The following is a 23,229-nucleotide window of genomic DNA, read 5'->3' on the forward strand; positions in this document are numbered from 1 at the left end:
GTGCGCAGGAGGGCTTCGCGGGGGGCGGTGTTGATATCCACCGGGAAAGCCTCGCGATGGGCTAGGGCCCAGGCAAGCTTGGGGTCGATCTCAAGGTCCAGCATCCCCGATTTGGGCGCAATCTCGCCCGCTTCGAAGCCGTAGAAGCGCATCAGCCAGTCGGCCTGGTAGAGCCGGTGCTCGCGTTGCAGCGGCGGGCGGATGAGGGGCAGCACCTTGGAGGCGTCGGGGATGGGGGAGAAAGCGGAGTAATAGACGCGCGACAGCTTGTAGGAGGCGTAAAGGGTGGAGGAGTTGGCGAGAATTTCGCTATCGGGCGCGGCATCGGCGCCTACGATCATCTGTGTGCTCTGGCCTGCGGGGGCGAAGCGGCCCTTGCGGCCCTTGAAGGTCGGCTCCTTCGCGGCCTCGCGGCGGGCGCGGACCCCGGCCATGGCAGTGCGGATCTGCTGGGCCGATTTTTCGGGGGCGAGCGAGGTGAGGGCCTTCTCGGTGGGCAGTTCGACGTTGATCGACAGCCGGTCGGCCCAGATGCCGGCCTCGTCAAGCAGCTCGGGTGAGGCGTCGGGGATGGTCTTGAGGTGGATGTAGCCGCGAAAGTTCTCCTGCTGGCGGAGCGTGCGGGCGATGCGGACCATGTCGGCCATGGTGTCATCCGGCGAGCGGATGATGCCGGAGGAGAGGAACAGGCCCTCGATGTAGTTGCGGCGATAGAATTCGACGGTGAGGGAAACGACCTCTTCGACGCTGAAGCGCGCCCGTTCGACCCGACTGCTCACCCGGTTCACGCAATAGGCGCAATCGTAGATGCAGAAGTTCGTCATCAGGATTTTCAGGAGCGAAATGCAGCGGCCATCCGGGGCGTAGGCATGGCAGATGCCCGCGCCGCCGGACGAGCCGAGGCCCTTGCCGTCTTTCGAATTGCGCCGGTCGCCGCCAGAGGATGCGCAGGAGGCGTCATACTTGGCGGCGTCAGCGAGAATTGCGAGCTTGTCCTGAAGGGTGCGTTTGGCCATGTGTTCCGTATATGTTCCTCACGGGGAACATGCCAGTCACGAGGCCGGGAGGGCAATGCACTATGACATGGCACAGGGCTACCGCCGCGCCCTGCGCCGGTATCGCCCCGTTACCTGGGCGGCGCGGTGGCCATCATCCGGGCCATGCGGGCGAGCGCCTCGAGCCGGGCGCCCGGGTCTTCGAGGCTGAGCACCATGAGCACCGCCAGCCCCGGGTCGCGCCCGGTTTGCGTGTTGATAATCATCATGCGGGCGTGCTCTCGGGCCTTCGCATCGGGCAGCGTGCCGATCAGCCGTTCGACGGCCTCGGGGTTGCCATTGACCGACTCGACCATGGCGAGGTTCACCACGGCGCTACGCAGGGTGAATGCGGCATCCTCTGACAGCGCGTCCGGGGTGGCCTGAAGCTCGGCCACGAGGCGGTGCGCTTCGGGCAGGCAGGTGTTTTCACGGTCGGGCTGGCTGAACGCGACGGACACGGCACAGTTGGAATAGACATAGGCCAGCGTGTCCGTCGCTCCGGCCTCTTCGGCGATCTCGCGGGCAAGAGGCCAGTTTCCGGCGCGGGCGGCGGCGTCGATCAGGCCGCTCATGATCCGGCCTTGCATGCCTTCGTCCTTGGGCTTTCGGGCGAGCGCGAGGGCCTTGTCGGGCGCGCCCTGAGCCATCCAGAACTCGGCAGCGCGGGAGAGGGCGAGGCCGCGCCTTTCGGCGGGCAAGCTGTCGCGTAGGGCGGCGGCCTCGGCCAGCAGCACCTCGGCGTCTTCCATTCGGTCCTCGCGGGCGCGGCGGGTGGCGAGTTCGATCAGGGTGATGGCGCTGTTGGATGGATCGACGATTGCGCGGGCGGCGGCGAGGGCGGCCTCGTGCTCGCCTGCCATGTCGAGCGCACTGGCCATGCGGTAGTGGCCATAGGGCACGCCGGTTTGAGCCTCGATCTCAGCCGCGGTGCTGCGGGCTGCGGCGAGCAGGCGGGCGAAGGCCTCGGCATCCTTGCGGTAATGGGCCTGCTCGGCCTGCATTGCATAGCGCACGGCGCGCTCTTCAGGGGGCACAGCGCTGTCATCCTCAGGCGCGCCGCCGCTGCGGACGCTCTTGCCGCCGATGGCGGAGAGCACCTCGGTCCGCGCCCGGTCTGTCGTGATCCGCTCGGCCACGCTTTGGGCCTCTTCCAGCTTTCCGAGCGCGGCGAGCGCCTGGCCGTAGTTGGAAAGGATCCTGTCGGTGTCATAGCCGGGGCGGAGTCCGGCAACGGCCTTGCCGACGGCCTCGGTGAGACAGGCGGCATCGGGCGCGCGGGCGCAGTAGGGGTCTATCGTCTGGGCAGGGAGCGGCGGCGCGAGGGTAAGGAAGAGCGAAACGGTGAAGAGCGATCTGACGGGCATGCGAGGCTCCAAAGGGCTTGGTCGAACAATGATCGCGCAGCGCCCTGGCCCGGCCGAAATGTGGCCGGGCGGCACTTGCGCACTGGAAGCCTAGCACGGAATGCCTGCCGGGTGGGCCACCGGGGCCCTGTTGAGCGGGTTTTGGCCGTTCAGCCCTGCCCCTCGGCCATCACCATCCAGCGAATGCCGAAGCGGTCGGTCAGGGTGCCGAAGAGGGGTGTCCAGAACATGGGCACAAGCGGCATGCGCACTTCGCCGCCTTCGGCAAGCGCCTCGAAGGCGGCGCGGGTGGCGGCCTCGTCGGGGAGGGTGGCGGCCATGGAGGTGCCGGCCATCGGGGTGAACTCGCCCATCAGGTCATCGGAGCCGTAGACGAGGCTGTCACCGATTTTCATTGAGCCGTGCATCACCGCGTCGTCGGGCACGCCGGGCATATGGGCCTTGTCCTCTTCGGGGAGGCTGGCGAAGGTCATCAACTCGGGCGCGGGGCTGTCGAAGACCTTGGCGTAGGTCTCGAAGGCCTCGCGGCAGGTGCCTTTGAAGAAGAGGTAGGGGGTGGCTTCCATGATCTGTCTCCTGTGATGGTTGATATCAACCTAAATGCACGAAACTGGCCCGGTCAACAGCGCAGTCGCGGTGCTCAGCCGGTCGGCTGGCCTTCGCCGGGTGGGGTGCAGCGGTCGGCCAGTGCCTCCAGCTCGCGGCCGATGCGGGTGTCGCCGCTCTGGTTGCGGAGGTGCGCGAAGAAGGGGGCATAGGCCTGGGCGTCGCGCCGCGCGTGCTCGCAGAAGTAGCTGTCGATGATGCCGGTGTCGCAGAGCCCACCGCTCTCGCAGAAGCTGACCTGCGAATAGAAGCTGTCGAGCACCAGCAGCGGCTCGCGCACGGGCGCCTCGGCCCCGGTGCGGAAGACCGAAGCCTGAAGCATGGCGGCATAGTTGCGCGGGGTCAGCTGCTGGCTGCGGATCATCGCCACGAGATCGGGCTGGCTGGCCCAGAAATCATAGAGCGCCTGCCGTGCGCCCAAGAGCGGCTCCTCGGTATAGGCGTTGATGTAGGTGATGGCGCGGGCGCGGTTTTCGGCCTTCTCGGCCTGATCCTGATCGTAGAAGAACTTGGCCATCCCGGCCACGGCGACGACCAGCGTGAACAGATGCGCCAGCGTGTCGATATCCATCTCGGGCTTGAAGAAGCGCCGGATGCGCGAGCGGCGGGCAGGGGTGGGCGCCTCGTCAGCGGGGTTCGACATTGCAGCGCTCCGGGTAGAAGGCCAAGAGGCCCGTGCCCTCGGGAATCTCCAGCCCCTCGAGGCAGGTGAAATCCTGCGCCGAGAGGGCCACCACCGTATCGGGGCTCTCTGTGCTGTCGAAGAGCGAGATATCCGGCGTGGTAAATTGGGCCGTGTCCGTCGCCGGGGCGGTGGTGCGCTGGCAGTCGGCAAGTGTGACGAAGGCGGTTTGCCCCTCGGGCGGGGCGTAGGCCTCGGCGTTGTCGCGCAGGCAGGTGAGCTGCGGCGCGGTCAGAAGGAAGAAGAACGGCTCGGCCGGCTGCGCCCCGGCGGGCGCAGCGGTGAGGCTGAGGCAGATCAGGAATTGGGGCAGGCGGCGGGTCAGCATGGGCATTCATCGCAAGGCAAACTGTTCCGCCCGTTCTAAAGACAGGGGACGCAGGTTCAAGCGGCCATTGCCCTCGCGCCCGCCCCGGCCTAGAAGGCGGCTCGGACAAACGGAGGCAAGGCAATGGGCTTCAAGACCGGCATCGTGGGGCTGCCCAACGTGGGCAAGTCGACGCTGTTCAACGCACTGACCCGCACGGCGGCGGCGCAGGCGGCGAACTTTCCGTTCTGCACCATCGAGCCCAACGTGGGCGAGGTGGCGGTGCCCGACGACCGGCTGGAGAAGCTGGCGGCGATTGCGGGCAGCAAGCAGATCATTCCGACGCGGATGACCTTTGTCGATATCGCAGGCCTGGTGAAGGGCGCGAGCAAGGGCGAGGGGCTGGGCAACCAGTTTCTGGCCAATATCCGCGAGTGCGACGCGGTGGCCCATGTGCTGCGCTGCTTCGAGGATGGTGACGTGACCCACGTTGAGGGCCGGGTGGACCCGGTGGCCGACGCCGAAACCATCGAGACCGAACTGATGCTGGCCGACCTCGAAAGCATCGAGAAGCGCCGTGCGGGCCTCGTGCGCAAGCTGAAGGGCAACGACAAGGAAGCGGTGCAGCAGGATCGCCTTCTGGCCGAGGCGCAGGCGGCGCTGGAAGATGGCAAGCCCGCCCGCAGCGTGGAGGTCTCCGACGAGGATGCCCGGGCCTGGCGGCAGCTTCAGCTTCTGACGACCAAGCCCATCCTCTACGTCTGCAACGTGGCCGAGGACGAGGCCGCGACGGGCAATGCCCACTCCGAGGCGGTGGCGAAGATGGCCGCCGAGCAGGGAGCGGCCAGCGTGGTGATCTCGGCGAAGATCGAAGAAGAGATCAGCCAACTCGATGCCGAAGAGGCCGAGATGTTCCTCGCAGAGCTGGGGCTGAAGGAAGCCGGGCTCGACCGGCTCATCAAGTCCGGTTACGAGCTGCTGCACCTGCAAACCTATTTCACCGTCGGCCCCAAGGAAGCCCGCGCCTGGACGATTTCCGCTGGCACCAGCGCACCGCGCGCGGCGGGCGTGATCCACGGCGACTTCGAAAAAGGCTTCATCCGGGCCGAAACCATCGCCTATGACGACTACATCGCGGGCAATGGCGAGCAGGGCGCGAAGGAAGCGGGCAAGATGCGCGCCGAGGGCAAAGGATATGTTGTGCAGGACGGGGATGTGCTGCACTTTCTGCACTCAGGGTGAGCGATGATGCGGTATGCCCCGGGGCTGGCTGATTTGCCTCGCGCGTGCGGCGGGGCCAGGCAAGGCAGGTGGCAGGGAGCGTGAATGCCGGGGCAGTCGCAACACAGCAAGAGACCCGGGCTGATAGACCGGCTGAAGGAGCGGCACAGGCTTGCGCAGGTTGTGCGCAAGACCTTCAGGAAGCTCGCGCCACTTGGTCCGGTGCCTGAGGTTGACGCCGCCGCGGTGGGCGGCCCAGCCGGGGCCTGTGAACTGACGATCCGCCGCGAGGGCCGCGGGTTTCGGCTGCTCTTGCCGAACTTCCGCGCACACAGGCATTCCCGCACCTGTATCAATCGAAATGCACCCACCTACCTGTGGTGGATGATTCAGGCCGGGCCGGAGGTGACAGAGAGTGCCGGCAATTATTCGGATGGTGACCTGCCATCGCTCGCGCGGTTTTCGTTTTCCAGCTGCGGCGCCGCTATCCCCGTGCCGGACTTCCATTTCTTCCGAGACCGGGGCTACGCCGAGATGCGTCGGGTGGCCGAGGAAACCGCGCTGCCGTGGGAGGCGCGTAGCACTGAGGTGGTCTGGCGCGGTGGTCCCAATGGGTACGGGTCGTTGAGCACCGACCCGGCGCTGGCAGGCAATCCGCGCCTGCTGCAACGCATGGCGCTGGTGCAGCGCTGCAAGGGCACGCCGATCGAAGCGCGCTTCGCGCCGCTGGGGGACAACAAGCATGCGCAGGTTATGGAGGCCGAGGGGCTGGTGGGCGATGTCCTGCCAAACGCAAGCTGGGGCGGGCGCAAGCTGGCCCTGGACATCGACGGCTTCACCAATGCCTGGGGCAACCTGTTTCATCGCCTTTTGCTGGGCTGCTGCGTTCTGAAGGTGGAAAGCGGGCTGAGCTATCGCCAGTGGTATTATGGCGACATGGAACCCGGGCGGCATTTCATCCCTCTGTGCGGGCCGACATGACCGATCTCGAAGAGAAGGTAGACTGGGCACTGAGCCATGAGGCCGAGGCGCGCGAGATTGCCGCCGAGGGGCAGGCGCTGGCCTGCCGGTTGACCTGGGAGAGCGAGGTGGCGCGGGCCGGGCAGATCATCACCGCCGCATGGCACGGGGAGGCAGGCACATGAGTGGCGCGGTTCTGGTCACCGGGGGCGCGGGCTTCATCGGCCAGCATCTCGTGCGGGCCCTGCTGGCGCAGGGGGCTCGGGTGACGGTGCTCGACAACCTGAGCACCGGGCGGCGGGCCGCGCTGCCCGACGACCCGAACCTGCGCGTGGTGCAAGGCTGCGTGACGCAGCCGCCCGATCTGGGGCAGCCGGAGCTGATCTTCAACCTCGCCTGCCCGGCCTCGCCGGTGCACTACCAGGCCGACCCGATCGGCACCTGGCGGGCCGCGGCGCTGGGCACCCACGCCATGCTGGAGCTGGCGCGCGAGACCGGCGCGCGGTTGGTGCAGGCCTCCACCTCCGAGGTCTATGGCGACCCGGAGGTTAGCCCCCAGGCCGAGGGCTACCACGGCCACGTCAATCCCACCGGCCCGCGCGCCTGTTATGACGAGGGCAAGCGCGCCGCCGAGGCGCTCATTGCCGACTATCGCAGGGTTCACGGGCTCGACACGCGGGTGGCGCGGATCTTCAACACCTACGGGCCGGGGATGGCGCCGGACGATGGCCGCGTGGTGGCCAACTTTATCACCCAGGCTCTGCGGGGCGAGGCCATGACTGTCTATGGCGACGGCCGCCAGACCCGCAGTTTCTGCCATGTGCGCGACCTTGTGCGGGGCCTTTTGGCGCTGGGCGAGGGGGAGGATCTGGGGGGCGAGATCGTGAACCTCGGCAACCCCGCCGAGATCACCATGCGGGCGCTGGCGGAGAGAATTTCGGAGGCCTTGGGCGTGGCTCTGAAGCTCGATCTGCGCCCCGCCGCGCCCGACGATCCGCGCCAGCGCCGCCCCGATATCACCCGCGCGAAAGCCCTGCTGGGCTGGACGCCGGAGGTGGCGCTGGAGGAGGGGTTGGCCGCGACCATCGCCCATTTTCGCGCGGTTCTGGCGGCGGGCTGAGGGGGTTTCCTTCCCGGCGGGCGAGGGGCACTCTGGGCCTGCGTAACAAGGGGACCCGCCATGCCTGATCCGTTCTTCCAGCCCGTCTCCGGCTTCGAGCTACCGCGCTTTGCCGGCATCCCCACCTTCATGCGGCTGCCCCATGTTTCGCTGGAGGATCAACGGCTTGCCGAAGTGGAGATCGGCCTGATCGGGGTGCCCTGGGACAGCGGCACCACCAACCGCCCCGGTCCGCGCCACGGGCCCCGCGCCCTGCGGGATGCCTCCACCATGATCCGGGCCGAGAACGGGGCGACGGGGGTGCGGCCCTATGAGCTGGTCAACTGCGCCGACCTAGGTGACGTGGCCCCGAACCCCGCCGATATCGCCGACACGATGGACCGGATAACTTCGTTCTATTCCAAGGTGTTGGATGCCGGGATCCTGCCGCTCACGGCGGGCGGCGACCACCTGACATCGCTGCCCGTCCTCCGCGCCGTGGCGGCGGAAAACCCGGTGGGCATGGTGCATTTCGACAGCCACACAGACCTCTACCACTCCTACTTCGGCGGCACGATGTACACCCACGGCACGCCCTTCCGCAGGGCGGTGGAGGAGGGGCTGCTGGAGCCCGAGCGGGTGGTGCAGATCGGCATTCGCGGCACGGCCTATGACAGTGAAGACAAGGATTTTGCCAAGTCGGTCGGTATCCGCCTGATTCCGATAGAGGAATTCCATGCCCGCGGGGTGGATGACGTGATGGCCGAGGCCCGCGAGATCGTCGGGCAGGGGGCAACCTACGTGAGCTATGACATTGATTTCATTGACCCGGCCTTCGCGCCCGGCACGGGCACGCCGGAAGTGGGCGGGCCGAACAGCTACCAGGCGTTGCAGGTGGTGCGGGCGCTGCGGGGGTTGAACGTGGTGGGCGCCGACATGGTGGAAGTGTCGCCCCCCTTCGACCTGGGCGGGGCCACGAGCTACCTCGGGGTGTCGGTGATGTTCGAACTGCTTTGCGTGATGGCGGAGGCCGTGGCGGGCGGGACGGAAGGTTGAAATTCGGTAAAAGCCGAAAGATTTCAGCGGTTAACCGTAAAGAGGCAACAGGCAGAACCCATGCACAAGTGATGCACAACCCATGCATACGAGGTTTCGCGCAGGTTGGTTAAGTTAACCCACCGTGCCGCGCAACACCCGCCGCCTCATCCGGCCTCAAGCGCCGCGATCTGTTCAAGCTGCCGCTCGGACATCCAGACATACTGCGAGGCCCCGGCGGCGGAGAACACCTCCAAAGCTGACTCCACATGGCCCCGCGCGGTTGCCAGATGCGTCGGGTCGCCGGTCTTCTCGAAGAAGGCCATTTCGCAATTGGCGAGGTTGCCCTGAACCATGGCCCAGTCGAGCGGCACCCGGTCGCGGGTCCATTCCTCCAGCGCGGCGCGATAGGCGGCGGTGGCCTGCTCCAGCCGCTCGGTGCCGGTTTCGCGTTGCCCGAGGGTCTGGAGCGCACGACCGAGGTTCATCTGGACCGCGGCCCAGTCGAGCGGCACGCGGTCGAGGGTCCATTCCTCCAGCGCGGCGCGGTAAGCGGCGACGGCCTGTTCCAGCCGGTCGGTGTCGCTTTCGCGTTGCCCGAGGGTTTGGAGTGCATTGCCAAGGTTCATCTGGGTCATGGCCCAGGCGAGCGGCACGCGGTTGCGGGTGCGTTCCTCCAACGCGGCGCGATAGGAGGCGACAGCCTGTTCCAGTCGCGCAGTGCCGCTCTCGCGTTGCCCAAGCGTGGCGAGGGCATTGCCGAGGTTCATCTGGGCCGTAGCCCAATCGAGCGGCACCCGGTCGCGAGGGTATTCCTCCAGCGCGGCGCGAAAGGCGGCGACGGCCTGTTCCAGCCGCGCAGTGCCGCTTTCGCGTTCCCCGAGGACCCGAAGCGCATTGCCGAGGTTCATCTGGGCCTTGGCCCAGTAGAGCGGCGCGCGGTCGCGGGTGCACTCCTCCAGAGCGGCGCGATAGGCGGCGACGGCCTGCTCCAGCCGCTCGGTGCCGCTTTCGCGTTGCCCGAGGGCCAGGAGCGTATTGCCGAGGTTCATCTGGGCTCCGGCCCAGTCGAGCGGCACGCGGTCGCGGATCCATTCTTCCAGCGCGGCGCGATAGGCGGCGACGGACTGTTCCAGCCGGTCGGTGCCGCTTTCGCGTTGCCCGAGGGTATGGAGCGCGACACCCAGATCATTCCGCACGTTGCCACGCTCATCCGCGGAGGTGCAGCGGGGCAGGGCGGTGCGGGAGAGGGCGATGGCCAGTTCCAGCGGTTGGGCGAGGCCTTTGTCGCGGCCTTCTTCGTAGTGTTGGACAATGAGTGCTCTGAGCGCCGCCACATCCGCCCGCCCGCCTGCGTCGAGATCGGCCTGGCGGATCAGCAGGGCGGCGGCTTTTTCTTCGTTGCCCTCCAGCAGCGCCACCTCGACGCCGGTTTCGATCAGCCGCCCCATCCGCGCGCGATGCTCCGCCTCGGCCTCGTCCAGTGCTGCCGCGATTTCATCCCCCGCCTCGGCGTGTTCGCCCTGAGCCGAAAGCGCCGCCGCCCGGCGCAACACCTCATCGACGAAATCGCCATGGTTGGAGGGCGCATTGCCGCGCCGCTGCACATCTACCGCGATGTCCATCGCGTTCTGCAATTCCAGCCAGGCTTGGCCGAGGTCTTCCGTTTCGGAGGCGATGCGCTGCGCCAGCCGGATGATCGCCTTTTCGGTGATCCCTTCTTCGCGCAGCTTGTCGACCTTCCCCGTGGACCGAGCCTGCTCGACCAGAATGGCGAGCTGATCGTGGGTGTGCTTGGTGTCGGCCTCGCCCTGGGGGTTCTGGCTGCGAAGCTGCGCGAGGGCGTGGTCTATGGCCGCGCGGGTGGCCGTTTCGAAGAGGTCCAGCGCGTCGGGGTCGCGTTGCTCGGGGTCTGCCGTAGTTTCCAGCGCGAGTTTGCGGAGCCGGGCTGCGATGGTGGCGGGGTCGCGGTGGCCGGTGGCGATGTCGTCTTCGCTGGCCGGGAAGCGAGTGAGGAGTTGGGCGACGATCCGGCGGCGGTCGGCGTTGGTGGTTTCGGCTTCGATACGGGCCTTCATCCGGGTGGCGAGCTCTTCGGCGAGCTGTTGTGCGGCCTTGTCGGTGGAGGGCCAGAGTTCGAGGCCGGAAAGCGCGACGGTGATGGCCGTGACGGTGCCGCCGGTGACGGTGATTTCAACGGCTTGCGTGGCCAGCGCCAGAGCGCCTGCGATGTTGCCCGCATGGAGGGCCTTCTTCGCTTTGCCAAACCGCATCACCATTCTCCCTGTGAGAAGGTTAGCGAGGGCACCGTGGCCATGGAACCTCGTTTTCACCCTTGCCCCCCGCAGCCTTGGCCGATAAACCCGCCGGCGGAGACGTGGCCGAGTGGTCGAAGGCGCTCCCCTGCTAAGGGAAAATATCACCCCGTAGCGCCCTGTTTTCTCTCGAAAATCTCCAAGCCGCCACCCGGATTGCCAAATCCTTGCCGAAAATCCCAACCGTGCGCCAGGAGCCGCGCGGCGAGATCCTCGGGGGCAATCTTGCGGTAGCGGTTGGCGGTGTCGGCTTTCGTCCATCCGCCGCGATCGAGCAGGCCGCCGAAGTCGCGCGTCTGGGCGTAGAACCATGTCGCCCAGGTGTGGCGGAGCACGTGGGGCGTGACATCGCGGCCAAGCCCCGCCGCCTCGCGCGCTTTGTTGAAGGCCGTCTGCATCTGCCCGCCGCCGTTGGCGCGCAGCTTGATCGGGGTGCCGTAGGGCGTGCGGAAGGCGCGGCCCACTTCGGGCATCTCGCCGATCATTTCCACCGCGCGGGCGGGCAGGCTGACCCAGCGGGCGGCCCCGGCGGTCTTTCCCGCGCCCTCTTCGTCGCCGGGGATCCACCATTGGCGGGTGGCGGCGTTCCAGTCCTTCACCTCGGCTGCAAAGCACTCGCCGGTGCGGCAGCCACTGCCGAGCAGGAAGGCGATTTTCTGGAGCGTGTAGCGCTCGGGCTCGGCGTGGCGCGGCAATGTCAGCTGTGCTGCGGCCTCCAGCAGCCGCTCGGCTTCCTCCGGCGTCAGCCAGCGCGTGCGGGGGCGATCGGTGCGCGGCCTGCGGCGCTCGCCCCGGGCCCAGCGGATCACCGCCCCCACCGGCACGCGCACCTGGCGGCGCACCGTGTCAGCGGCCCGGCCCGGGTAGAGCACCTCACCCGCTTCGAGGATCTCGGGCTCGCCGATGTCTTCGATCATCATGTCGGGGCCGAAATGGCGCATGAGCGGCGGCAGGAAGCGCGCCTCGCCCCCGCCCTTCACGTAGCCCTCGCAGGCGGCGAAGAAGGGCGTGCCGGGCTTTTGCTCTACCGGATCGAGGTGACGCTGCCACTCTGCCCGGTAGAGCCGCTTTGCGGCGTCTCGCGCGAGGTTCTTTTGGCTGCGGTCACGGATGCCAAGGCGGCGGCGAAATCGGTGACCTTCGATCGAGAAGTCAACTTGCCAGCCCCCGCTTTCTCGCCAGAACGGCTCCCAATCTTTTCGCATCTGAGTGCCTCCCTCAGCCCCTCGATGTGCTCGCGGTAGAACACCTTTTTGCGCCCGCGTGATTCGAAGAGGGGAAACCGCGAGAGAATATCTGTCAACGTGCGCCGGCAAACGCCCAAAGCCTCGGCGGCCCCGTTCATATCGAGCGGGGCCTCGGCCCAGGCGGGTTTGGCGGCGCGGTTGCCCATCAGACCTTCCCCTCCGGCATGGTGAACAGCGCGATCCGCCCGGCCTCCACGGCGTCGGCCAGGGCGCGCAGACCATCGGGGGTGATGGCGGCAAAGCTGCCGTTCTCACCGTGCGAATGGAGCAGCCCGAGGGCGCAGAGCCGTTGCGATCGGGCGTCGGGCACGATGAGCGCGCCGGTGGTGCCGATGTATTTCAGCATCTCCAACTGGCGCATGCCGAGGCGAGGGCGTTTCATTCAGACGCTCCATTCAGGTTCGCATTGGCCATGCCGATCAGCACATCGGCATGGCATGGGGTGCCCAGGTCGCAGAAGCATGCGAGCGGGCGGGTGCGGAGCTCTTCGAGGCGCTCCAGCAGGGCCGTGCGCCGGGCGGCGAGGTGGCGGCCAAGCTCGTCTTCGCCGATGGGCGTCAGTGAGACGGGCCACATCTCCAGTGGCACGTAGCCATCGGCCAGCCAGCGGGTGAAGGTGGACACGGCCTGAGTGGGTGTCAGCTCCCCGGCGGGAACGCGATAGCTCCCCTGCCAGCCGCAGCGGTCAGGGTGCGGCCAGTGGAAGGCGGCAGCCGTGTCCACCGCCCAAGGGTTGCCGAAGATCGTGCCCCGGGTCACCACCCGCACCTCGGGCGGCTTGCGCCACCCCTTGGCGCGGGAGAGCTGGATGCGGCGCGGCAGATGTGCCCCGGGGCCGTCAGGGCACCAGCTGAGATGCGGATCGCCGGGCTTGGCGCCGCAGTCTTCGCAGCGGGGCGGGAGGAAGACGGGCATGGTCAGACCTCCCTCGGCAGCGCGGCGCTTCTGGTTTCTGGATAAGCCCGCCAAGGGCCGCACCGCCCGCAGATGCATTCAAGTCGCCAGCCTGTTCGGAGCAGCCCGCGGCGTTGCCAGCGCATGACATCGCCGCATTCGCAGTCTTGGGTTGTCGTCACTCTTGGCGCTGCGGGCATCCGTTTCACCTCAGACCGACAGGGCGGCGCGGACCATGCAGTCCTTCGCCTCCAGCAGCTTGCGCAGGCCCGCGCTCTTCTCGGGGCCGTCCGGCAGCTGGTCATTCAGCTGGGTGGCCATGTCGCCGAAGGGCTTGCTGACCGCCTGCAGGTGCGGCGGCAGGTGGTCGTATTCGAAATATTGCATGATGGGGTTGGTCATGGGGTTCCTTTCTGGGGTTAGATGGAGGGCGGATCGAGGAAGCGGATCACCGCCCCGTGAAGCTGGTTTTCCCCCTCGGTTTCGCCGGATGTTGCGTCCAGCAGCAGGCGCATTGCATCGGCCAGTGCGGTGAGTGTTTCCCCCGCGCCCACGTTGCTTGTTGCGCTTATGGAGTCGTCGCGGCATGCCTCCACGAGATCGTTGGTTGCCGCGCTGGCCGCTGAAGCCGCAGCGAGCAAGAGGTGGACCTGTTCGTTCCTGATCATCCGTCTTCCTCTTCCGTTCTCGGGCCTTCGCGGGCCGGGGTTTTTTTTGCCCCTCCGGGCGGCGGATTGGGGCCATATCGACCGGCTCATGTGCTGTTCTTAGCCGACGAAACTTGCCCGGAGGGGCTCCCGCGTTACGTGAGAAGGTGCGGGAGTTTCGTGCTCAGTCCTTGCCACAGGGCCGCGCGCCGTGGGCGATCAGCGCGGGGTAGCCCATCCAGATTTTCCGGGTGTTTCCGGGCTTGATGAATTCGCGCCGATACCAGCGCTCCAACCTGGGCGGATAGTGCCGGGCGATCAGCGCGACCCCTGCCACATGGTCCTGCACCCGCACCCGGTTGCCTTTGAGGGCGTGCCTCGGGGCGTGGAACATGAGCCGCGCCTTGGGGGTGACGCAGGCCTTGGCCAGCCACATGGTGCAGGCGCTCTGGCAGGTGCCGATGATCCGGACCGGGCCGGTGTGGGCCGCGATCTTCCTGGCATACTGGTTGATGAAGCCGCCGGAATCATTCTTGATGATGAGGGGATTGGTGGTTTCGCCCCCGGCGTAGAGGGGCGCGGCCAGGAGGCTGGCGGCGAGGATGAGGGCTTTCATGCGGGGCTCCTTTGGATGGTCCATAGGGCTGCGGCCCGCGCGGGGCCGCAGGGGGATGGATCATTCGTGCGCGGCGAAAATCGCGGTGAGCGTGCGCTCTTTCTCGGGGGACTCCGCCGCGCTGGCCGCCTCGCGCCAGCCATCGACCTTCTCGCGCAGGGTGCCGTCGCCGATCGGGGCGGAGGCCTCTTCGCCGGAGGTGCCGCCGCCACTGCCACCGAAGGCATCGGAGAGCGGGCCAGCGGCGAGGGGCGCGGCGAGCAGGGTGGCGAGGGCGGTGGCGGTGATGAGGGTTTTCATGGGTCAGTCAATCCTTTCAAGGTGTTGCCTGCGACCGTCGCAGGTGAAAGCGCGCCGGGGCTGCGCTTGCATCTGGGGCGGTGAAAAGGCCGGGGCGGGGGCAGATCCCGCCCCGGCAGCTGGCGCGGCGGAGGCCAGGCAGGCCCCTCGACGCCGCGCCTGTCTCAGCCCGCCGGGAGGCGGATTTCGCGCTTGATGCGCCGGGCCATCTCGATCATCGGGCCGGTGTCGAAGGCGATGATCGTGTCGCAGGCCGAAACGATCAGCTCGGGGCGGGTGTCATCATCGCGGCGGTGGAGCGTGGCCACGGCCCGGGAAACGGCCCTGTGCCGATCGAGCATGTCGCGCGCGCCGCGCTGCCACTCATCCACCACCCGCTCGGGGGTGTCGCCCGAGGCGAAGACGCCGCGCACCTTGATCTCGATGCGCCCGCTGTCCCATTCGTCATTCAGCCGGGCGGGCTTGTAATAGCCGCCCTCTTCCACCGCTGCGGCGCGCAGGCGCATGAATTGCGCGTCCGGGCCAACCTCTTCGAGGGTGCGCAGGATGCGGCGCAGGTGGTTCACATCGGTCAGGTGCACCATCACGCCACCTGCCGCGCGGCGCGGGCCCGTGCAAAGCCCCGGCCCATGAGGATTTCGACGCAGAGCCCCTCGATGCCGTGGCTGAGCGCCAGTTGCTCGATGGGGCCAATCTCGCCCGCATCGCGCTCGGGCTTGTGCCGGGCAAGGTCCATCAGCTGATCGTCGGAGAAGATGGCGTGGGGTTCCTCGCCGGAGCGCCGCAGCGCCAGCGCCTCATGGCAGATGTCGGTCAGGCTCAGCGCGAGCGTGGCCTGCTCCATCCGGGTGAGCGCGCCGCCGTTCGCCAGCGGTCGGATCTTCATGAGCGCGCGCAGGCCCATGGTGGACACGGGGCTTTCAGGTTGGGTGGGCGGGATGCCGAAGTGATCTCTCATGGTCTGCCTCCATCGGTTGATGGGGGCTAGGATATGTCCGAAAAAATCAGATTGTAAAGATGAAAAATCGGAAAATATCAGCCAGCGGCACGCCGGTGGCGTAGAAAACGTGTTAAGTAGCCAGTGGCGCGACCGGATGGCCGCGCGAGCGAGAAGGGTAACAATCGTGTTTTATAGAGCATTGGCCAGGGCGCTGCTGCGCCTGGGCATCAACCTTAATTGGATTTTTTCGCCCGTTGTGGCGCGGCGGCGGCGAGAGCCTCTTCTAAGGCCTGCTGCACATCGCCGGGCAACTGAAGAAAGTCGCCGTTGTAGACAAAATTGAAATCTATTCGGTGGTTTCTGTGCAGATAGCGAACGGTTGAAGGGGCGGGAGCGCCCTTCGTTTCCTGCGAGTGATAGGTTTTGTGGTTGATCTCCAGCGCTTTGGCAAAGTCCTTTTGCCGAGCAAAGCCCGCTGCTGTGCGAGCGGCTATGAGGCGTGCCGATACTGCCTCGGGGGAGGCGTCGTTGAGGCGGAAGAGCCGCTCTCTGCTTTCGATATCCATGGGTTTCTTCTACCTGCGGCCTTCGCCGTTCTGAACAAATCCGAAGTCAGTTATTGACAATCGGATAATTTCGGATTTTTCTGCACGCCATGCCAAGGACAGCAAAACAGTTTGTAGATGAGCTCGGAGGGGTGACCGCAGTTGCGCGCCGCATGAGTGTGGCCGTGAAGACGATCTACCACTACGTCGCCAGCGGGAAGTTCCCGGCGAAATGGTATGCCGCCTTTTGTGGCCTCGCCGTTGAGCGCGGGGTGATGCCGCCTGATCAGGGGTTGTTCACCTTCGATCCTCTGCCCGCAGCGGCGGGCGATGAGGCGGCGGCATGATACTTTCACCTCTTTGCCATTCGTTCGAGCAATTCCCAGGCCGTCATACCGGGCCAGGAGGCGCAGTCTGCCCGGAGCCTTTCGAGCGGGGTGGCCGCCGGAGAACGGATGTTGGGGTGACCCGCCTCGAAGCCAAGGATCATTCCAAAGGCCATCGTCATGTCCATGAACGGCTTAACCACCGACATGACGCTTTCGGTGGATGCATCATCTGGCAGCTCAAGGATTGCTGTGAGCAGGGCTTGGTCCATCTTGTCGATGTGGGCCAGTGCCTCCCCGCACGGCTTAGCAGTAAAGGCTTCAAGCATGTAGTGCTTGTAGCCGGGCTCGCCGACGCTTGGTCGATCGTCGGCCAATGCGTCGGTGGCCATGAGCGCGGCGGGGATCATCGCAAGTATCTTTCGCATCATTCCTCAACCTCCTTCATGGAATCGCGCCACCCTAGCACATCCGCCGGGGTGGCCGCATGAGCGGCGGGCAGGCAGTGGGCTCGGTGATCGTGGTCGATGGCGTGTCATACGTGCAGCTTGCCCCGGAGGGCCGGTCACGCGCCACGGGACAAGAGTCCGCACTTTCGTCCGAAACAGGAAATGAGTCCGGACCGAAGTTCGCCGCCTTTCCGCAGGCCGCCCATGCCGAGATCCTGCGGCGCGGTGAGTCGCCCGCGCCCTATGATGCCCAGGCGGTGGCGCGGGATTTTCCGCTGCGCTGGCAGCGCTACATCCGCGCCAACTTCCGCGACCCGGGCCATGTGCAGCGGGTGTTCAGCATCTCCGAACGCGCCGCGCGCAAGTGGTGGAACGGCGAGGGCGGGGCCAATGGCGCCTCGGTGGCCATCGCCATGCATGAGCACCCGGTAGCCGCCACCCGCATGCTGTTTGCGGCGGAGTAGGGGCGATGGGGGTGCTCTCTTTTTTTGACCAAACCGGACAAAAGTCCGGACCGAAGTTCGCCCCATCCTCCTCCCGGGGCGACACAGCCCCCGGCGCCACCTCCTCCCGGCGCCGGGGCATCCTTTCAACCGGGCAGCGGCCAGTTTCAGCCGGGCAGCGGCTTGTCTCGGTCGCGAGTGCACGCAAGCGCGAGGGGGCGTGTGCCCGTGTTGCCCCTCGCACCTCAATCCCTGTTGGACCTCCCCGGGTGCGCCTGGCGCATCCGGGGCTTTTTCGCGGGGGGGTGGCCCATGCATGAGCGCGGCAGTATCAGCCCGCGTCAGGCCTGCACCGAGGCCGATGTGGCGGAGGTGCTGGAGATGGGCCGCGCCGTGGCGCTGAGCATCGAGGCGAAGGCCTATGCCGGGTTCGCCGTGGTGCTGCCCCCCGATGATGCGCTGACCCACGCCAAACTCATCCGCATGGGCGTGGACGCGGAAGAAAACATGCGCGCAGCCCGGGAGAAGATGGCCGAAGAGATCATTGCCGACAATGGGCTGCGGCTGGCCGTGGCGCGCGCCGTCGCCGAGATGCGCAAGGCTATTGCCGAAGAGCGCTCGGCCACTGTGATGACCTGGTTCTTCTGCGCGATGTGGAGCGTGGCGCTGGCCGACGCGGGCCGCGCCGCCGCCGCCCTCATCCGGGGGCTGTTCTGATGGCCCGCGCACAGGGCAACAGCTCCACCGCCGTGATGGCGCGGCGGCATTCATCCGCCGACAGCCTCGATTACTTCCCCACGCCCCCCTGGGCCACGCGGGCGCTGACGCGCCGCATCTGGGGGGCCGAGCGCCTCACCGCCTGGGAGCCCGCCTGCGGCGAGATGCACATGGCGCGGGTGCTGCGCGAGAGCTTCCGCAGCGTGGCCGCCACCGACATCGTGGATTATGGCGCAGGCCAGGACGGTGAGCGCGATTTCCTGCTCGACTGGCCGGATGGGCGCGAAGAGGTGGACTGGATCATCACCAACCCGCCCTTCAACCGGGCCGCCGAGTTCGTGCATCGCGCCCTCGATATGGCCCGTTTCGGCTGCGCCATGCTGCTGCGCACCGCCTTCCTCGAAAGCGCGGGCCGCTACCATGACATCTTCGCCCGCACCCCGCCGAATGAAACGCTGATCTTCGCCGAGCGCGTGGTGATGGCCTCCGGCCTGCTGCTGGACCCGTCGCAGCCCTACTGGTGCGCCCGCGAGGCCAAGTGGAAGCAGCCCAGCACCGCCACCAGCTACGCCTGGTTCATCTGGCGGCACGGGGCAGGGGCGAAGTTCCTGGACTGGATCCCGCCGGGCAGCCGCGCGGCGCTGGAGCGCCCGGGCGACTACCCCGGCAACCCGCAACCGCCTGCCCCCGAGGGGCAGGAGCAGCTTTTCTGAGGGAGGGTGCGATGATCTCCGACACATCCGAAAGCAGCAGGAGCGGTTTTCCGAAGCGGCGTGTCGTCTGTGACGACTGCGGCGCCACCAGCGATCTTGTGGCGGCTGAAAAGACGGCCTCGGGCGAGGCGCAAGCGCGGCGGAAGGTAGCCGCCGAAGGATGGACCTACGTCAAGCACAAGGACCGGTGCGCGAGTTGCGAGGCGCAACGAAAGGAGAAGCCCGTGAATTCGAAGAGCGAAACGCCCCCGCCCAACCGGCAACCGACGCGCGCTGATAAGCGTCAGATCATGAGCGCCCTCTCCGAGTTCTACGACGAGGATGCGCAGCGCTACAGCGGCGGGGAAACGGACACCACCATGGCGCAGCTGATCGGCGATGGCATACTCCCGGGCTGGGTTGCGCAGGTCCGAGAGGAGTTCTTCGGCCCGGCTGGCAATGAAGAGATCGCTAGCCTCGTGGAGGAGTCCGCGCAATTGGCAGCGACGATGGAGGCAAAAGCCAGATCCGTTGACGGCCAGATTCGAGAGGCCATCGCATCTCTGCGCGATCTCAACAAAATGCGCGGCGATCTGGACAAGATGCGCGCCCGTATTGAGAAGCTCCGAGTTGCGATCGGCCCGAAGGCCATGGCGGTCTGAGGGGAGCGAACCATGGTCGATCTCGACTTCCTCCCCCGCTTCGCTCTGCCCATCACCTCGGGCGTGAAGACATCCACCATCCGGCGCGACCCGCCAGCCCTGCGCCCGGGGGCTCAGATGCGGCTGGTCACCGGCCTTGGCACCCCGGCCTGCCGCCTGCTGCTGCGGGTGCCCTGCTGGAGCGCCACGCGCATCTCGATCCGCCGCGATGGCCTCTTCCTCGGTGCGCAGTTCCACACCGGCCAGCACGCCCACCGGATTGCGCAGGCCGATGGCTTCACCTGCCTGCGCGAGATGGTCGAATGGTTCGAGGCGCGCTACCCCAACACGCCGCTCAGCGGCTTCATCCGCATCGCCTGGCGCTTCGAGGATGCGCTTGAGGTGCTGCCAACCGCCCGCGCGAGGGCCGCGTGAAGGCGCTCCGCCCCGATACCGTCACCCGCCTGCCGGGTGAGCGCTTCCGCCACGCGCGGGGTGCCTGGGCCGTGGAGCTGCCGCTCGCCGAGCTGCCGCGCTGGCTGCGCTTCTACCGCTGGCTGGCCGCGCGCCGCACCGCCTTCTACGCCGCCTCGCGCGATGCGCTGGAGGCCTTCGCCCGCGAGGTGCAGCCATGAGCCCCCACGCATCCCCGGCGTCCTCGCCCGCCGTCGCCTTTGCCATGGCCGCCATGGCGATCGCGCTCAAGGCAAAAACACGGGAGGCCACGCTGGCCGCCCGGCTCGACTTTGCCCGCCGCGCGCTGGATTTCCTGCCGATGTTCGCCGAGGCTCCCGAGGCGCTGGACGCCACCCGCCGCTTCCTGACCGAGGCCGAGCGCGCCCCGGCGGAGGCGGGCGCGGCCTTCCTCGATTTCCTCGCCACCTGGCCCCCCGCCCCCGATGCACCGCCCGCGCCGGTGGCCCGCACCGAGGAAGCGCTCACCGAGATCGAGGCGGAACGGCCCGACGAGGCCGCCACCAGCCCCGCGCCCGAGTTCGACTGGCAGCGGCGCGCAGATACGGGGATCGGGTGATGATCGGCCTCACCCTCTGCTCCGGCATCGGCGCGCCCGAGATGGCCGCGCCCTGGGTCGATTGGCGCTTTGCGTCGGAGATCGAGGCGTTCCCGCGCTCGGTGCTGCAACAGCGGTTCGGCTACCGGGTGCCGGAGGATCACAATCAGGGCGATCCGCTGCTATGGGGTGACATGACCGAGGTGACGCCTGACCTGCTGCGCCAGCGCGGTATTCCGCTGCCTGATCTGATCGTCGCCGGCACGCCCTGCCAAGCCTTTTCCGTCGCTGGTGCCCGGAAGGGCCTCGAAGATCCCCGCGGCAACCTCACCCTCGCATTCGTGGAGATTTGCCATGCAATCGTCGCTGCTCGACCTGATGGAAAGCTCGCCGTCCTCTGGGAGAACGTCCCCGGAGTCCTCTCCGACAGCGGAAACGCCTTTGGGGCTTTCCTGGGAGGCCTTGTCGGCGCACTGGATGCCCTCCCACAACCTGCCGGGGGAAGCTGGCCCGGTGAAGGTATGGTGCAGGGGCCAAGGGCACGGGCGGCTTGGGCCGCTCTCGACGCCCAATGGTTCGGAGTGGCGCAGCGGCGCCGTCGCGTGTTCGTTGTCGTCGATTTTGGAAACTGCTGCGATCCCGCGCAAATACTTCTTGAGCCCGACAGCCTGCGCGGGGATTCTCCGCCGCGCCGAGAAACGTGGCAAGGAGTTGCCGCCAGCCTTACGCGAAGCCTTGGTCGCCGTGGCGGGCTTCCCTCCGGAGGTGAAATAGAGAACCACCTGATCCCCTCGACGGGCAGTGTGGCACACTGCCTCAACGCAGGCGGGATGGGTCGGATCGACTACGAGACCGAGAGGATGGTGGCCCACGCCCTGCGCGGTGAAGGGTTCGACGCGAGCGAGGACGGAACGGGGCGTGGCACGCCCATCGTGCCGGTAGCCTTCCACAACCGGCAAGAGCCGGACGTGTCGGGTGCGGTAACGCACCCTCTGGGCGCGAAGGACAACGGAATGGCCGTGGCGTTCGACATGCGGGGCCGCGACGGCGGGGCGATGCCGGAAGGGCCGCACGACACAGCGAACATCCGGGCTGCCTCTGGAGGCAGCAGCCGTAGCTACGTGGCCACCCCTTGGGCCGTTCGCCGCCTCACCCCGCGCGAATGCGCCCGCCTGCAAGGCTTCCCTGACGATCACAGCGAAGTCGAGCACCGCGGCAAGCCCGCCGCCGATGGCCCGCAATACAAGGCCTATGGCAACTCCATGGCGGTGCCCTGCATCCGCTGGATCTTGGATCGGCTGAAGATCAGTTGGGAGGCCGCCGCATGACCCACGCCGAGGATCCCCGCTTGGAAGACGCGAAGCGCAAGCCCGTGGCCGAGGTGCTGGAGATGCTGCGCTTCTACGACCTGCGGCAAACGCCAAACCGGCGCGAAATGTCCGGCCCCTGCGTGGCCTGCGGTTCTGCCGGGCACAGCGCCCGCGGCGGGCCGGTGGACCGCTTCAACATCAACACCGACACCGGGGCCTTCTTCTGCCGCAAGTGCGACATTCGGGGCGGCGACGTGATTGCGCTGGTGCGCGAGGCCAAGGGCCTTTCGTTCCCCGATGCGCTCACCTTTCTCTGCGGTGAGCTGCTCGAAACCGAGACGCCCGAACAGAAGGCCGCGCGCGAAGAGCGCCAGCGCAAGGCGCGCGAAAAGGCCGCCGAGGATGAGCGCAAGCGCAAGGCCGCCGAGGCCAGCTACCGCGCCCGCGCCATCGCCGATGCGCGCCGGATCTGGAACGCGGCCCGCCCCGGCCACCTCGGCGTGGTGGCCGCCTACCTGCGAGCGCGCGGCATCGAGCCTGCCAACCTGCCCTTTCCGCTGCCCGAGGCGCTGCGCTTCATCGCGCAGCACCCCTACATGAAGCAGCTTGAGCGCGGCAAACCCTCGGTGGAGCTGTGGCGCGGCCCGGCGATGATCGCGGGCGTGCTGCGCCCCGAGGGCACCATCTCGGCGGTGCATCAAACCTGGGTGTCGCCCGAGCCGCCCCATGGCAAGGCCACCATCACCCACGGCGGCGAGGCCTTCCCGGCCAAGATGATGCGCGGCTCCAAGAAGGGCGGCGCGATCCGCCTGCACACCCCCGAGGGCGCCCACACGCTGGTGATGGCCGAGGGTATCGAGAACACGCTGACGGCGGCGCTGGCCTGGGGAGAAACCCTGCCGGGCGCGGCCTACTGGTGCGGTGCCGACCTCGGCAACATGGCGGGCAAGATGCAGAAGGTGGAGGGCACCCGCAGCTCGGGCCTGCCCGACATGGAGGATACCGAGGCCTTCGTGCCCCCGCCCTGGGTGAAGCGCCTGATCCTGGTGAAGGACGGCGACAGCCATCCGGCCACCACCCAGGCCAAGCTGCAAAGCTGCGCCCGCCGCGCCATGGCCTTGATCCCCGGCCTGAAAGCCGAGATCGTGCCCGCCCCGCCGGGCTTCGACATGAACGACGTGCTGCGCGGCAAGGGGCCCGTGGCGGAAGAGTCTGAAACCCAGCATCCGGAGGCCAACCAGTGCAAGTGAACCGCACCCTGAAAGACGGCGAGATGGACAACATCGACCACGCGCTTGGCCGCCCGGTTGATCCGCTGGCCGAAACCTTCCGCAACCATTTCTACACCGGGCTGGGCACTCCGGAGGCCGACGAGTTCGCGGCTTCTCCATGCTGGCGCATGGGGCGGCGGGTGGGCGGCTCGGCATATTTCCACGTCACACGGCACGGGCGCGAGGTGCTCAAGGCGCATCTGCGCGAAATAGGCGACAAGAGCCGCCTCTATGAAATCACGTGGAAGGGGGAAGCCCTTTCGCCCGTGGTCGCAACAAACCGCCGCGAGGCGCGCTACCGGAAATGGCTGGCCGTGTCCGACACCTGCGACGTGTCGTTCATCGAGTTCGCAAAGGCCATCACGGTGCGCCTCGCCAGCTAACACCCCGCACCCCCCTTCAACCGGCCCCGAAGAGCCGGCACCCGCAGGAGCAGTGAATGAGTGACGGAATAGACGCAGTGAGGGCCACCCTCGACAATGCCGAGCCGGTGGAGCCCGCCGAGGGCCTCATGCCGCCCGCTGCCCCCCCCCCCCCCCCTGGCCCCGAAGGC

33 protein-coding genes are annotated in these 23,229 nt (G+C 67.4%); 16 read left to right on the top strand and 17 right to left on the bottom strand.

Annotated features, from left to right (window positions below):
* The 5 genes from DYI42_RS18205 to DYI42_RS18225 form a co-directional block, all read right to left on the bottom strand.
* On the bottom strand, positions 1-1,016 hold a 1,016-nt coding region (locus DYI42_RS18205), incomplete at its 3' end, for a putative DNA modification/repair radical SAM protein (RefSeq protein ID WP_213547813.1).
* 110 nt (positions 1,017-1,126) lie between these two features.
* Positions 1,127-2,401 carry a hypothetical protein gene (locus DYI42_RS18210; protein WP_213547815.1) on the bottom strand — a complete coding sequence of 425 codons (1,275 nt, stop codon included), beginning with the start codon at positions 2,399-2,401 and terminating at the stop codon, positions 1,127-1,129.
* A gap of 149 nt (positions 2,402-2,550) precedes the next feature.
* Positions 2,551-2,967: a VOC family protein gene (locus tag DYI42_RS18215; protein WP_213547816.1), complete on the bottom strand. Its 417-nt coding sequence runs from the start codon at positions 2,965-2,967 to the stop codon at positions 2,551-2,553.
* A gap of 74 nt (positions 2,968-3,041) precedes the next feature.
* Positions 3,042-3,650 carry a DUF4760 domain-containing protein gene (locus DYI42_RS18220; RefSeq protein WP_213547817.1) on the bottom strand — a complete coding sequence of 203 codons (609 nt, stop codon included), beginning with the start codon at positions 3,648-3,650 and terminating at the stop codon, positions 3,042-3,044.
* Entirely contained in the window at positions 3,634-4,023 is a 390-nt protein-coding gene (locus tag DYI42_RS18225; protein WP_213547818.1) for a hypothetical protein, read from the bottom strand. The genes DYI42_RS18220 and DYI42_RS18225 overlap by 17 nt, the downstream gene beginning before the upstream one ends.
* Positions 4,024-4,140: 117 nt before the next feature.
* Between DYI42_RS18225 and ychF the strand changes: the two genes are divergently transcribed.
* From ychF to speB, 5 genes are all read left to right on the top strand, one after another.
* Entirely contained in the window at positions 4,141-5,238 is a 1,098-nt protein-coding gene (gene ychF / locus DYI42_RS18230; RefSeq protein ID WP_213547819.1) for a redox-regulated ATPase YchF, read from the top strand.
* A gap of 84 nt (positions 5,239-5,322) precedes the next feature.
* Positions 5,323-6,198, top strand: coding sequence for a hypothetical protein (locus DYI42_RS18235; protein ID WP_213547820.1), 876 nt, complete (start codon positions 5,323-5,325; stop codon positions 6,196-6,198).
* Positions 6,195-6,362, top strand: a complete 168-nt coding sequence (locus DYI42_RS18240) for a hypothetical protein (RefSeq protein WP_213547821.1) — start codon at positions 6,195-6,197, stop codon at positions 6,360-6,362. The genes DYI42_RS18235 and DYI42_RS18240 overlap by 4 nt, the downstream gene beginning before the upstream one ends.
* Positions 6,359-7,297: an NAD-dependent epimerase/dehydratase family protein gene (locus tag DYI42_RS18245; protein WP_213547822.1), complete on the top strand. Its 939-nt coding sequence runs from the start codon at positions 6,359-6,361 to the stop codon at positions 7,295-7,297. Before DYI42_RS18240 ends, DYI42_RS18245 begins: the two co-directional genes overlap by 4 nt.
* A gap of 60 nt (positions 7,298-7,357) precedes the next feature.
* Positions 7,358-8,332 (top strand): agmatinase, encoded by a 975-nt coding sequence (speB, locus tag DYI42_RS18250; protein ID WP_213547823.1) that lies wholly within the window; start codon positions 7,358-7,360, stop codon positions 8,330-8,332.
* Positions 8,333-8,478: 146 nt separating this feature from the next.
* Here the strand turns inward: speB and DYI42_RS18255 are convergent, their stop codons facing one another.
* The 11 genes from DYI42_RS18255 to DYI42_RS18305 all read right to left on the bottom strand — a co-directional run bounded on the left by DYI42_RS18255 (position 8,479) and on the right by DYI42_RS18305 (position 15,836).
* Positions 8,479-10,584 carry a tetratricopeptide repeat protein gene (locus DYI42_RS18255; RefSeq protein WP_213547825.1) on the bottom strand — a complete coding sequence of 702 codons (2,106 nt, stop codon included), beginning with the start codon at positions 10,582-10,584 and terminating at the stop codon, positions 8,479-8,481.
* Between the two features lie 146 nt (positions 10,585-10,730).
* On the bottom strand, positions 10,731-11,831 hold the full coding sequence (locus DYI42_RS18260) for a tyrosine-type recombinase/integrase (protein WP_213547827.1): 1,101 nt from the start codon (positions 11,829-11,831) through the stop codon (positions 10,731-10,733).
* A 187-nt stretch (positions 11,832-12,018) separates the two neighbouring features.
* Positions 12,019-12,255: a hypothetical protein gene (locus DYI42_RS18265; RefSeq protein ID WP_213547829.1), complete on the bottom strand. Its 237-nt coding sequence runs from the start codon at positions 12,253-12,255 to the stop codon at positions 12,019-12,021.
* Positions 12,252-12,788 (bottom strand): DUF4326 domain-containing protein, encoded by a 537-nt coding sequence (locus tag DYI42_RS18270; RefSeq protein WP_213547831.1) that lies wholly within the window; start codon positions 12,786-12,788, stop codon positions 12,252-12,254. Before DYI42_RS18270 ends, DYI42_RS18265 begins: the two co-directional genes overlap by 4 nt.
* A gap of 189 nt (positions 12,789-12,977) precedes the next feature.
* The gene (locus DYI42_RS18275) at positions 12,978-13,169 is read right to left on the bottom strand and encodes a hypothetical protein (protein ID WP_213547833.1); all 192 of its coding nucleotides are present in this window, start codon (positions 13,167-13,169) and stop codon (positions 12,978-12,980) included.
* A gap of 17 nt (positions 13,170-13,186) precedes the next feature.
* On the bottom strand, positions 13,187-13,435 hold the full coding sequence (locus DYI42_RS18280; protein ID WP_213547834.1) for a hypothetical protein: 249 nt from the start codon (positions 13,433-13,435) through the stop codon (positions 13,187-13,189).
* 163 nt (positions 13,436-13,598) lie between these two features.
* Positions 13,599-14,030 (bottom strand): hypothetical protein, encoded by a 432-nt coding sequence (locus DYI42_RS18285; protein ID WP_213547835.1) that lies wholly within the window; start codon positions 14,028-14,030, stop codon positions 13,599-13,601.
* A gap of 60 nt (positions 14,031-14,090) precedes the next feature.
* Entirely contained in the window at positions 14,091-14,330 is a 240-nt protein-coding gene (locus tag DYI42_RS18290) for a hypothetical protein (protein WP_213547836.1), read from the bottom strand.
* 164 nt (positions 14,331-14,494) lie between these two features.
* Positions 14,495-14,914: a hypothetical protein gene (locus DYI42_RS18295; protein WP_213547837.1), complete on the bottom strand. Its 420-nt coding sequence runs from the start codon at positions 14,912-14,914 to the stop codon at positions 14,495-14,497.
* Positions 14,914-15,288: a hypothetical protein gene (locus DYI42_RS18300; RefSeq protein WP_213547838.1), complete on the bottom strand. Its 375-nt coding sequence runs from the start codon at positions 15,286-15,288 to the stop codon at positions 14,914-14,916. Before DYI42_RS18300 ends, DYI42_RS18295 begins: the two co-directional genes overlap by 1 nt.
* A gap of 215 nt (positions 15,289-15,503) precedes the next feature.
* Positions 15,504-15,836, bottom strand: a complete 333-nt coding sequence (locus DYI42_RS18305) for a hypothetical protein (protein ID WP_213547839.1) — start codon at positions 15,834-15,836, stop codon at positions 15,504-15,506.
* Positions 15,837-15,988: 152 nt separating this feature from the next.
* Between DYI42_RS18305 and DYI42_RS18310 the strand changes: the two genes are divergently transcribed.
* Entirely contained in the window at positions 15,989-16,162 is a 174-nt protein-coding gene (locus tag DYI42_RS18310) for a hypothetical protein (protein WP_213547841.1), read from the top strand.
* A 5-nt stretch (positions 16,163-16,167) separates the two neighbouring features.
* On the opposite strand, the gene DYI42_RS18315 is transcribed toward DYI42_RS18310, so the two are convergent.
* Positions 16,168-16,572 (bottom strand): hypothetical protein, encoded by a 405-nt coding sequence (locus tag DYI42_RS18315; RefSeq protein ID WP_213547843.1) that lies wholly within the window; start codon positions 16,570-16,572, stop codon positions 16,168-16,170.
* 56 nt (positions 16,573-16,628) lie between these two features.
* Here DYI42_RS18315 and DYI42_RS18320 point away from each other — a divergent pair, with 56 nt between their 5' ends.
* The 10 genes from DYI42_RS18320 to DYI42_RS18365 all read left to right on the top strand — a co-directional run bounded on the left by DYI42_RS18320 (position 16,629) and on the right by DYI42_RS18365 (position 23,059).
* Positions 16,629-17,054, top strand: coding sequence for a hypothetical protein (locus DYI42_RS18320; protein ID WP_213547845.1), 426 nt, complete (start codon positions 16,629-16,631; stop codon positions 17,052-17,054).
* Between the two features lie 291 nt (positions 17,055-17,345).
* Positions 17,346-17,750 carry a hypothetical protein gene (locus tag DYI42_RS18325; RefSeq protein ID WP_213547847.1) on the top strand — a complete coding sequence of 135 codons (405 nt, stop codon included), beginning with the start codon at positions 17,346-17,348 and terminating at the stop codon, positions 17,748-17,750.
* A complete protein-coding gene (locus tag DYI42_RS18330; protein ID WP_213547849.1) occupies positions 17,750-18,463 on the top strand; it encodes a hypothetical protein in 714 nt (237 codons plus the stop codon). The genes DYI42_RS18325 and DYI42_RS18330 overlap by 1 nt, the downstream gene beginning before the upstream one ends.
* A gap of 11 nt (positions 18,464-18,474) precedes the next feature.
* A complete protein-coding gene (locus DYI42_RS18335) occupies positions 18,475-19,104 on the top strand; it encodes a hypothetical protein (protein ID WP_213547851.1) in 630 nt (209 codons plus the stop codon).
* Positions 19,105-19,116: 12 nt separating this feature from the next.
* Positions 19,117-19,518 carry an ASCH domain-containing protein gene (locus DYI42_RS18340; RefSeq protein WP_213547853.1) on the top strand — a complete coding sequence of 134 codons (402 nt, stop codon included), beginning with the start codon at positions 19,117-19,119 and terminating at the stop codon, positions 19,516-19,518.
* A complete protein-coding gene (locus DYI42_RS18345) occupies positions 19,515-19,718 on the top strand; it encodes a hypothetical protein (protein WP_213547855.1) in 204 nt (67 codons plus the stop codon). Before DYI42_RS18340 ends, DYI42_RS18345 begins: the two co-directional genes overlap by 4 nt.
* Positions 19,715-20,116, top strand: a complete 402-nt coding sequence (locus DYI42_RS18350; protein ID WP_213547857.1) for a hypothetical protein — start codon at positions 19,715-19,717, stop codon at positions 20,114-20,116. Before DYI42_RS18345 ends, DYI42_RS18350 begins: the two co-directional genes overlap by 4 nt.
* Complete coding sequence (locus DYI42_RS18355; RefSeq protein ID WP_213547859.1) at positions 20,116-21,423, top strand: DNA cytosine methyltransferase; 1,308 nt, start codon at positions 20,116-20,118, stop codon at positions 21,421-21,423. Before DYI42_RS18350 ends, DYI42_RS18355 begins: the two co-directional genes overlap by 1 nt.
* Entirely contained in the window at positions 21,420-22,655 is a 1,236-nt protein-coding gene (locus tag DYI42_RS18360; RefSeq protein WP_213547861.1) for a DUF7146 domain-containing protein, read from the top strand. The genes DYI42_RS18355 and DYI42_RS18360 overlap by 4 nt, the downstream gene beginning before the upstream one ends.
* Positions 22,646-23,059: a hypothetical protein gene (locus DYI42_RS18365; RefSeq protein ID WP_213547863.1), complete on the top strand. Its 414-nt coding sequence runs from the start codon at positions 22,646-22,648 to the stop codon at positions 23,057-23,059. Before DYI42_RS18360 ends, DYI42_RS18365 begins: the two co-directional genes overlap by 10 nt.
* Positions 23,060-23,229 lie beyond the last annotated feature (170 nt).

Source organism: Vannielia litorea (assembly GCF_018424695.1).
Classification (GTDB): Bacteria; Pseudomonadota; Alphaproteobacteria; order Rhodobacterales; family Rhodobacteraceae; genus Vannielia; species Vannielia litorea_A.

Excerpts from the sequence above, each read along its gene's own strand:
- DYI42_RS18210 (WP_213547815.1), bottom strand. The coding sequence starts at position 2,401 with ATGCCCGTCAGATCGCTCTTCACCGTTTCGCTCTTCCTTACCCTCGCG.
- DYI42_RS18215 (WP_213547816.1), bottom strand. The coding sequence starts at position 2,967 with ATGGAAGCCACCCCCTACCTCTTCTTCAAAGGCACCTGCCGCGAGGCC.
- DYI42_RS18220 (WP_213547817.1), bottom strand. The coding sequence starts at position 3,650 with ATGTCGAACCCCGCTGACGAGGCGCCCACCCCTGCCCGCCGCTCGCGC.
- DYI42_RS18225 (WP_213547818.1), bottom strand. The coding sequence starts at position 4,023 with ATGCCCATGCTGACCCGCCGCCTGCCCCAATTCCTGATCTGCCTCAGC.
- ychF (WP_213547819.1), top strand. The coding sequence starts at position 4,141 with ATGGGCTTCAAGACCGGCATCGTGGGGCTGCCCAACGTGGGCAAGTCG.
- DYI42_RS18235 (WP_213547820.1), top strand. The coding sequence starts at position 5,323 with ATGCCGGGGCAGTCGCAACACAGCAAGAGACCCGGGCTGATAGACCGG.
- DYI42_RS18240 (WP_213547821.1), top strand. The coding sequence starts at position 6,195 with ATGACCGATCTCGAAGAGAAGGTAGACTGGGCACTGAGCCATGAGGCC.
- DYI42_RS18245 (WP_213547822.1), top strand. The coding sequence starts at position 6,359 with ATGAGTGGCGCGGTTCTGGTCACCGGGGGCGCGGGCTTCATCGGCCAG.
- speB (WP_213547823.1), top strand. The coding sequence starts at position 7,358 with ATGCCTGATCCGTTCTTCCAGCCCGTCTCCGGCTTCGAGCTACCGCGC.
- DYI42_RS18255 (WP_213547825.1), bottom strand. The coding sequence starts at position 10,584 with ATGCGGTTTGGCAAAGCGAAGAAGGCCCTCCATGCGGGCAACATCGCA.
- DYI42_RS18260 (WP_213547827.1), bottom strand. The coding sequence starts at position 11,831 with ATGCGAAAAGATTGGGAGCCGTTCTGGCGAGAAAGCGGGGGCTGGCAA.
- DYI42_RS18265 (WP_213547829.1), bottom strand. The coding sequence starts at position 12,255 with ATGAAACGCCCTCGCCTCGGCATGCGCCAGTTGGAGATGCTGAAATAC.
- DYI42_RS18270 (WP_213547831.1), bottom strand. The coding sequence starts at position 12,788 with ATGCCCGTCTTCCTCCCGCCCCGCTGCGAAGACTGCGGCGCCAAGCCC.
- DYI42_RS18275 (WP_213547833.1), bottom strand. The coding sequence starts at position 13,169 with ATGACCAACCCCATCATGCAATATTTCGAATACGACCACCTGCCGCCG.
- DYI42_RS18280 (WP_213547834.1), bottom strand. The coding sequence starts at position 13,435 with ATGATCAGGAACGAACAGGTCCACCTCTTGCTCGCTGCGGCTTCAGCG.
- DYI42_RS18285 (WP_213547835.1), bottom strand. The coding sequence starts at position 14,030 with ATGAAAGCCCTCATCCTCGCCGCCAGCCTCCTGGCCGCGCCCCTCTAC.
- DYI42_RS18290 (WP_213547836.1), bottom strand. The coding sequence starts at position 14,330 with ATGAAAACCCTCATCACCGCCACCGCCCTCGCCACCCTGCTCGCCGCG.
- DYI42_RS18295 (WP_213547837.1), bottom strand. The coding sequence starts at position 14,914 with ATGGTGCACCTGACCGATGTGAACCACCTGCGCCGCATCCTGCGCACC.
- DYI42_RS18300 (WP_213547838.1), bottom strand. The coding sequence starts at position 15,288 with ATGAGAGATCACTTCGGCATCCCGCCCACCCAACCTGAAAGCCCCGTG.
- DYI42_RS18305 (WP_213547839.1), bottom strand. The coding sequence starts at position 15,836 with ATGGATATCGAAAGCAGAGAGCGGCTCTTCCGCCTCAACGACGCCTCC.
- DYI42_RS18310 (WP_213547841.1), top strand. The coding sequence starts at position 15,989 with ATGAGTGTGGCCGTGAAGACGATCTACCACTACGTCGCCAGCGGGAAG.
- DYI42_RS18315 (WP_213547843.1), bottom strand. The coding sequence starts at position 16,572 with ATGATGCGAAAGATACTTGCGATGATCCCCGCCGCGCTCATGGCCACC.
- DYI42_RS18320 (WP_213547845.1), top strand. The coding sequence starts at position 16,629 with ATGAGCGGCGGGCAGGCAGTGGGCTCGGTGATCGTGGTCGATGGCGTG.
- DYI42_RS18325 (WP_213547847.1), top strand. The coding sequence starts at position 17,346 with ATGCATGAGCGCGGCAGTATCAGCCCGCGTCAGGCCTGCACCGAGGCC.
- DYI42_RS18330 (WP_213547849.1), top strand. The coding sequence starts at position 17,750 with ATGGCCCGCGCACAGGGCAACAGCTCCACCGCCGTGATGGCGCGGCGG.
- DYI42_RS18335 (WP_213547851.1), top strand. The coding sequence starts at position 18,475 with ATGATCTCCGACACATCCGAAAGCAGCAGGAGCGGTTTTCCGAAGCGG.
- DYI42_RS18340 (WP_213547853.1), top strand. The coding sequence starts at position 19,117 with ATGGTCGATCTCGACTTCCTCCCCCGCTTCGCTCTGCCCATCACCTCG.
- DYI42_RS18350 (WP_213547857.1), top strand. The coding sequence starts at position 19,715 with ATGAGCCCCCACGCATCCCCGGCGTCCTCGCCCGCCGTCGCCTTTGCC.
- DYI42_RS18355 (WP_213547859.1), top strand. The coding sequence starts at position 20,116 with ATGATCGGCCTCACCCTCTGCTCCGGCATCGGCGCGCCCGAGATGGCC.
- DYI42_RS18360 (WP_213547861.1), top strand. The coding sequence starts at position 21,420 with ATGACCCACGCCGAGGATCCCCGCTTGGAAGACGCGAAGCGCAAGCCC.